The sequence below is a fragment of the Lederbergia sp. NSJ-179 genome (genome assembly GCF_022867885.1).
GTDB lineage: Bacteria > Bacillota > Bacilli > Bacillales > Bacillaceae_C > Lederbergia.
In genome coordinates this window covers 1-514 of the sequence record NZ_JALIFP010000120.1, presented here as the reverse complement: position 1 = coordinate 514, position 514 = coordinate 1, and the positions used below count along the sequence as shown (strand labels likewise).

General features: G+C 37.9%; 1 protein-coding gene. It reads right to left on the bottom strand.

Annotated elements, in window-relative coordinates:
- The coding region (locus tag MUB24_RS23125; RefSeq protein WP_244708103.1) for an IS1634 family transposase at positions 1-514 on the bottom strand (514 nt) is incomplete at both ends.

Sequence of the window (514 nt, the reverse complement as noted above, 5' to 3'; positions counted from 1 at the left end):
CGGAAAGCACCTCATCATAATGGTCAAACAAATAATAATTTTCCTGTATATGGCTACAGGACGCTTTTTTCAGGCTGTCAAGTATAGCAGAGATCGAATGTTTTCCTTTCAATCGGTGCTCTAATAACCTTGCTATGACAAGCGATACAAAGCATGTTAGGAAGTGGGCTTCAATATGTTCCTGCCTTGAAAGATAGACTGGTCTGCTTTCTATATCACTTTTTGTTACCTTAAAAGATTCTTCAATTTTCCATAGACCTCTATATAGTTCAATAATTCGACCATCGGATTCTTTATATTCACTTGTGATAATGGCGTAGTAGCCATCGAATTCCTCTTCCTTCTTTAATTTCTCTTCATCAAAGAGCAACGCCTGTTTAGCGCTATCAAGTATCTCACCTGTCTTGGAATCAAAAGTTAAATTTTTTACATATTTGGCAGCACCGACCGATGTTGCCCTATTATATTTCGTAGGTTCTTTAATGAGATCTTTCGCCTTTTCCAGTGCAGGTGC